Below are 810 nucleotides of genomic sequence, written 5' to 3'. Positions count from 1 at the left end.
CCCTTCTTCAAAGATTACTTGGAATCTAATCTTCTTAATATTGTCCCAAGATCCTCTACCAAATAGAAATGGATTCATTTCATAAGTTCCAGTTCCTTTTCTATTCATAATCCCTTCTTTAACAAGCTTATTAATGTTGTTGTTTAAACTCTGAACTGTATTAAATCCCAATTCTTCAGCCATTTGTTTTTTTATGTATGCATTTAAAACAACGATGTTATCATAGGCCATTCTTTTTAGAAGAACATTTAATGTCTTCTGAATACCACTTGATAGGTTATTTATCTGTAAGATATTATCTAAATAAATTTTTACGTAATCGGGTTCTTTGGAAACGTATGATTCTTCGATATGTCTTTGAAATAGCTTTTCTCCATCATCATTAGTAACTGTTTCTTTAACTTCCTTATTGATTTTTTTTCTTTGTGTATCTCCGATTAAGTCCTTTTCCCAAGCTTTCAAATTCACACCTCTTTTATATTATGATTTATAATCTGTATCGTATTATAAAAATTAAATAATTTCAAGGTGTTTTGTTTATTTTTATAATCTATTTTAGATTATACTTTATAACAGATATGATTATGGTCTGTAACGTATGTGATTATAATTTATAATAAATACGATTATAGTTTATAACGTATACGATTATAGTTAATTCACAAAAATGCTGTTATATCAATGTTTATAGAGTTTTATCTCTTCTTTTCTTTTATTTTATATACATGTTTTTTGTGTTGTTTTGCTGGGTTCTGGAAAAAACCATTATGTTAACTAAAGATGTATGTCATATACATGTATGTCATATAC

1 protein-coding gene is annotated in these 810 nt (G+C 26.4%); it reads right to left on the bottom strand.

All coding sequences use genetic code 11. The features are described from left to right. Positions 1–468, bottom strand: a 468-nt coding sequence (locus AC1DWA_RS32930; protein WP_477917613.1) for a hypothetical protein, incomplete at its 3' end; no start/stop codon positions are given. Positions 469–810: the final 342 nt, after the last annotated feature.

Source organism: Rhodococcus sp. P4_F3_2 (assembly GCF_056401335.1).
The sequence above is the reverse complement of the archived record's forward strand: the minus strand, read 5'-3'. Positions and strand labels throughout refer to the sequence as shown.